Origin of the sequence: Alkalibacterium sp. 20 (genome assembly GCF_001885615.1) — a bacterium.
Lineage (GTDB): Bacteria > Bacillota > Bacilli > Lactobacillales > Carnobacteriaceae_A > Alkalibacterium.
The window spans coordinates 1-5,540 of record NZ_LSRN01000066.1 but is presented as its reverse complement, the minus strand read 5'-3'; the positions used below and the strand labels follow the sequence as shown (position 1 = coordinate 5,540).

The window sequence follows — 5,540 nt, the reverse complement described above, 5'->3', positions numbered from 1 at the left end:
CAATATTGGAACAAAGTTTAAAGTTACTGTTTTGACAAAGGATGAATCAATGGAGTCATCCTTTCATGAAGGAGTGTTAGTAGGTATTGACGAAAAAGATGTTTTAAAAAATAGTGTTATTGGTGCATTCAATCCGAACTTCTACATCAAGGTTGAAAAATTAAACTTTTATAAGTCCGACGTTGAAAGCATAAGTAAACGTGTTGCACTGCTTTCTAAAACTGTTGAAGAGATCAAAAAATTAATTGACACAAGTGAAAAATTTGAAGCTGAAATCAATAAACGTCTGAAAGATCGTCTAGATAAGGCTCTGAAAAAATCAAAGATGAATCTTCAAGATATTGCTAGTCATTAAATAAAAAACTGTATTGATTTCAGCTCACATGTTTCCACTTTTATTGTTGGCGCTCGCTACCAATTTATTGGATGCGAGCGCCTCCCCTTTCAAGGGGGCAATACTATACAGCCCCGTTCAAACGACAAATAAAAACATACTTAAACCTGTACAACACTTACCACTAAAGCATTCTTCTCATATATAAACTATTGAAACAGTTTTAGTTCGACTATAACCTAAAAGGAGACTAACTACTTATGATTGAAAACAAAATTGACCAATTTAATTTAGTCTTACGAGACGAATCTTATGATTTAATTTCTAAAGATGAGTGGCAACCTTTAGCTGAGCAATATATCAAAAATCTTGTCGAAAGTTTGAAACTTGAAAAATTGTTTGGAAAACTATCTGATTCAGATAGCTTTAGACCTGCTGGATACGATGTAGTTTACAATTTCAACAAGTTTCCACCACATGCAATTGGATATAGCTTGAAACAACCTCAAAAAGGCGTGCTGGTATCTACAAACGCTCATTTTTGGAATATATGGCAAGAACGTTATTTTGAAGAATATGGCAAGCGATTAGAACTGTATACTTTGTATAAAATGGTTCAACATCCAAAATTATACACAACTCATTTTTCTAGAGTCGATTTAGTTGTCGATTTCATTGATGAAGGCATTGATGTTGGAGCGTTGTATCGTTCTTTAGTTAATGGAAGAAGCGATGTTTATTATGAAGAATAAACGAAAACGAGTTGAGAGAAAAGATGATTTAGTAAAACTCAAACGAAATCAGTCGCAAATTGAAGCACAACAGAAAGAAAACAATGCATTCGCCTTCAATATTGGAAGCTATTCCAAAAATGTTGAGACTCAATTAGTAATATACGATAAAAAAGTAGAACAGGGCGGTTAATATGTCCAGAAAACCATTAAAATGGCAACAACACAGGGCAAAACAAACAAAAGACTGGGTAAGAATGGAAATGAAACTGCATGGCAATACCGCTAAAGAACTTTCTTTAAAATTGACAGGAATTCAAAACGACCGTGAGATGCATGCGCTGATTGTTCAGTCTGTTTTGTCCAAATATGCGATATACCATCCAAATAGTGGAAGACCCGCCAAGACAACTCGATTGATGAAAAATCAAATAGAAAAATTGATGGGTGGACCTATTAATGCTGTTAAATTAACAATCACGAAATCAAGGCATAATGAATTAGCTCGCTCTTTCGATTATCTATCCAAAAATAGCGGTTTGATAAGCTTTTTAGCAAAAGTTTATTGGCTCTTTGGTGAAAAAGAAATGTTGAACGCAGTACAACTTCTGGTTTATCAATCATATAGTTTTGTTGAATTCTTAGAGCGCATAAATGAGGAAGAAAATGAAGCACTTCAATACGATTTTTTCGATTTCATTTCTCGATTTAAAAAAATGCATCCGGATTATTTAAATTATAGTATTAAAGATTGGTTGAACAATGAACGAAATTTAAATGATTTCGAAAAGAAACGAGTAATTCATAATATCGAAGAGTCAAATAAAAGCAATACGATCCGAAAAAGAGACAAAAAAGCAATTAATAAGTCAATTGGTCGACATTATCGAAAAGTGAGTAAACAAAAAAAGGAGATTGATTATCATGAATAAACAAGAGAACGCGTTAAGAACAGTATATAATTTTTTAGAATGTATGATGAGTAATAATTCTCAAGTAAGCAAAAAAAATAAATTTGAAAATGGCCATTACACTGTAAAAGAGTTTAGTAATTTTATCCAAAAAGAAATAAATCATGCAAAATCAGATGATTTAATCATTAGTGGAGACTATACAAAAGAACAAATAGGTTGTTTGTATCATTTGAGTAAAATCGAAGCAATGCTTGTATTTCTGGACAAGAACTCCGATTTGTATAAGTATTATTTAATTCAAATGCACAATGAATCTATGAAAGGTATGAGTATTATTGATTAAAAACTTTTTAGGAAATCGTTTTGGATTATATCCAACAACCCGATTAATGGACGGACTAAAAATCTATTCTCTTATGATTTTTCTTTTAATTGTGGGTTATATCTTTTTTCCTTTGTATCAAGAGCATGCTGAACAACAATTTGTTGAAACATTTGGTATTCCAATACTAGATGTTGAAGTGTATCAATCATACATTTTCTATTCGATCATCATAATATTATTCATCATAATATTACGCTGGACAATTCGAAACAAATTTTCATTTTCTAACTATGTTTTACATTTCTGTATAAGACAAGCAATGAACAGAAGTCACTTTTCTTTGGATAACAAAGAAACAACTGAGTTTAATTTGACACGATACAAACCACCAAAGACGAAATTAAAATGGGACAATAAAGAACGCAAAACAGGAAAATTATTCATTCGTAACAGAAGTGACATCGAAAAAGGATTGGAAAAAATCAATTTATCTTCAGAACTTAACGGATACAACGTAGAAACCAATTATTTAACTGCTGATAACTGTTGGTACGTTTATGAACTCTACGCTCTAAAGACAGCCGAAAAGAAAACGTTTGAAACCAAAGATGCATTCGATCAATGGTCAAATGAGGCAAATCAATACGAATTGAGATTAGATGACCGAACAACACAAAAGTTAATGAACACAGTTATTGTTGGAAAAACACGTTCGGGTAAGACTTACGGTGTTATGAGTTTACTATTCCAAATGCAATTGAAACCAATCAAGTACAATCTTTTTTTTATTGACCCCAAAAACTCAGATGGAAAAACCTTGGGCTTGGGCTTTGCTAAAGAAAACACTATATATGAAACAGGAGATGGGAATTTTTCTGATGATGTATTACAGATGGTTGATAAATACTATCAGAAGATGATAGAACGGCAAAATGAACTAAACGAGTTAATAAATGGGCGTATGGCATTAGATTATACTTCCTATAATTTAGAACCTCATTTTCTATTCATTGACGAGTTACCTTCTTTAATTGAGGGTATGGAAAAGAAGAAACAAGATCAGTTGTTAAATAAGTTGGGTATTATTTCAAAGATGGGGTCAGGCTCCGGGTTTTTTATAATTTTAATTGCACAAAAACTGAACGCTAAAGTACTCCCAAAGGAAACTCAAGAAAATATGTTAAATAAAATTATCTTGGGGAATGCAGGTAATCAGACTTATATGACCGCTATCGATCGAGTAGAAGACGTACCGAAGAAAAATTATGATATCGGAGAAGGTATCTATATTGATGATAAAATGAGTAAACCAAGAATGGTCAACTTTCCTTATCTAAAGTTTGTTGATAATATCAAACGTTTAGATGATGTATTAAAAAAAGGAGTAGATAATAGTGGAGACACAAACAAATCAGATCATTAAATTCATGATTGATAACACGGTGATTGAAGATCGAGTAAGAAGAGAAATAACTGAATGTATTGAAGATCAAACACAGAAACTCTTTTATGATATGCAAGATTTGCAGAAAATCACCTCATTTTCAAAAGGCCATATTATGAATACATTTTTCTATGACAAACGATTTGAAAAAATCCGTAAAAAAGTAGGGAAAAAGCATGTATTTCCTGCTAAAGAAACGAATGAATTTTTACTTGAATGGATAAAGGAACAACCTACTGATTGATAATAAATTAGGAGCAACGTATAATTAGCAACATGTACGTTGTTCTTCTTATGTTACTGACAGTAAACAAAGGAGAATGGACATGATACAAGACAAGGTGTTAAAAGACGGTACAAAGAGATTTAGAGCTAAGGTATATAATGGGGGTGCTAAGGGAAATATTTATTCTAGTTGGTTTAAGCAAAAGAAAAAAGCTCAGTTAGAAGAGATCGAGCTAAAACATCAACTACAAAACGGTTTATACATTAAGGAAAGCACGAAAATACTCAATGAAGCCTTCCAGATTTACCTAGATTTAATAGCACCAGATAGAATGGGTAATGAAGCACTAAAACAACAACAAGCATATTACGATAATCATATTAAACCAAATCTAGGTTCACGTCACCTTGCTTCGATTAAATCTTATGAAATTCAAAGTTTATGGAAGCAAAAACAAGTTGAAGGAATGGCAAATTCTACAATCATTAAATACCATACTCTCTTAAACAGAGTATATAAAGCGTTTATTGACTGGGGTGAAATAAAAGAGAATCCTTTAGACGGTGTACGTAAACCACCAGCAAATTATAAAACGGCTGTCACATGGAATAAAGAGCAAGCTTCCAAATTTTTAAAAGCAGCGAAAGGACACTCTTCTTTCATGACGTTTTGGGTGTTGCTGAATACTGGTTTAAGAATTGCAGAAGCTCAAGGATTGACTTGGGATAAGTTAGATACTGTTAGCCACTCGCTTATTGTAGATCAACAATATAAGGAAAGAGAAAAAAGAATTGTCCCTTGGACAAAAACTAATCAAAGTAAACGAGAAATTTCTCTTTCACAGTCACAAATTGATTTTCTACTAGCTCATAAAGAGAAGCAATTAATAACCACTGAATATATTTGTGCTACTGAAACAGGCAATCCGCATTTAAAGGGAAATTTACGTAAGTATACCAATCGGTTTGCTCAGCAATGTAACGTTCCTATTGTCACATTACATGGAATGAGACACACGCACGGCTCGATTTTAGCTGATATGGGTGAACCTGTTAAATATATTCAAGAGCGATTAGGACATAAAGATGTTAAAACAACATTAAATTTTTACATTCATACGCAAAAATCGCATCACCAACAAACGGCAACACGATTTGATAATTTCTTTAATTCTTAAACTGAAAAAAACTCGGTTCCGTTACGGTTCCACTACGTTTTCAATAAAAAAACAACGCCTTAGAAACGTTGTCAAATCAAAGCCACTTGCCGGATTCGAACCGGCGACCTCATCCTTACCATGGATGCGCTCTACCTACTGAGCTAAAGCGGCTAATTCTAAAAAAACTCCGCAAGCAGGGCTCGAACCTGCGACATCATGATTAACAGTCATGCGCTCTACCAGCTGAGCTATTGCGGAATAGTCTGATCTGTTTTTAGATAAAAAAAAGAGCTGCACGGCAACGTCCTGCTTTCACAAAGGGAAACCCTTCACTATCCTCGGCGCTGGGAAGCTTAACGGCTGTGTTCGGAATGGGAACAGGTGGATCCTTCCCGCCATCGTCACCG

Annotated in this window: 8 protein-coding genes, 2 tRNA genes and 1 rRNA gene; 8 read left to right on the top strand and 3 right to left on the bottom strand. The window is 33.5% G+C overall.

Annotated features, from left to right (window positions below; all coding sequences use genetic code 11):
• The 8 genes from AX762_RS10305 to AX762_RS10270 all read left to right on the top strand — a co-directional run.
• The coding region (locus AX762_RS10305) for a hypothetical protein (protein ID WP_218162507.1) at positions 1 to 355 on the top strand (355 nt) is incomplete at its 5' end.
• 239 nt (positions 356 to 594) lie between these two features.
• Positions 595 to 1,086: a hypothetical protein gene (locus tag AX762_RS10300; protein ID WP_071849048.1), complete on the top strand. Its 492-nt coding sequence runs from the start codon at positions 595 to 597 to the stop codon at positions 1,084 to 1,086.
• Positions 1,076 to 1,258 carry a hypothetical protein gene (locus tag AX762_RS10295; protein WP_143139354.1) on the top strand — a complete coding sequence of 61 codons (183 nt, stop codon included), beginning with the start codon at positions 1,076 to 1,078 and terminating at the stop codon, positions 1,256 to 1,258. The genes AX762_RS10300 and AX762_RS10295 overlap by 11 nt, the downstream gene beginning before the upstream one ends.
• Position 1,259: 1 nt before the next feature.
• Positions 1,260 to 1,997: a hypothetical protein gene (locus tag AX762_RS10290; protein ID WP_071849046.1), complete on the top strand. Its 738-nt coding sequence runs from the start codon at positions 1,260 to 1,262 to the stop codon at positions 1,995 to 1,997.
• Complete coding sequence (locus AX762_RS10285; protein WP_071849045.1) at positions 1,990 to 2,322, top strand: hypothetical protein; 333 nt, start codon at positions 1,990 to 1,992, stop codon at positions 2,320 to 2,322. Before AX762_RS10290 ends, AX762_RS10285 begins: the two co-directional genes overlap by 8 nt.
• Positions 2,315 to 3,727, top strand: a complete 1,413-nt coding sequence (locus tag AX762_RS10280; RefSeq protein ID WP_071849044.1) for a type IV secretory system conjugative DNA transfer family protein — start codon at positions 2,315 to 2,317, stop codon at positions 3,725 to 3,727. The genes AX762_RS10285 and AX762_RS10280 overlap by 8 nt, the downstream gene beginning before the upstream one ends.
• Positions 3,699 to 3,992 carry a hypothetical protein gene (locus AX762_RS10275; RefSeq protein ID WP_083432926.1) on the top strand — a complete coding sequence of 98 codons (294 nt, stop codon included), beginning with the start codon at positions 3,699 to 3,701 and terminating at the stop codon, positions 3,990 to 3,992. Before AX762_RS10280 ends, AX762_RS10275 begins: the two co-directional genes overlap by 29 nt.
• Positions 3,993 to 4,074: 82 nt before the next feature.
• Positions 4,075 to 5,151, top strand: coding sequence for a site-specific integrase (locus tag AX762_RS10270; RefSeq protein WP_071849043.1), 1,077 nt, complete (start codon positions 4,075 to 4,077; stop codon positions 5,149 to 5,151).
• A gap of 80 nt (positions 5,152 to 5,231) precedes the next feature.
• Here the strand turns inward: AX762_RS10270 and AX762_RS10265 are convergent.
• The 3 genes from AX762_RS10265 to rrf form a co-directional block, all read right to left on the bottom strand.
• Positions 5,232 to 5,304, bottom strand: a tRNA-Thr gene (locus AX762_RS10265).
• Between the two features lie 14 nt (positions 5,305 to 5,318).
• A tRNA-Asn gene (locus tag AX762_RS10260) sits at positions 5,319 to 5,391 on the bottom strand.
• 35 nt (positions 5,392 to 5,426) lie between these two features.
• Positions 5,427 to 5,540 (bottom strand): 5S ribosomal RNA (rrf, locus tag AX762_RS10255); the annotation flags it as partial.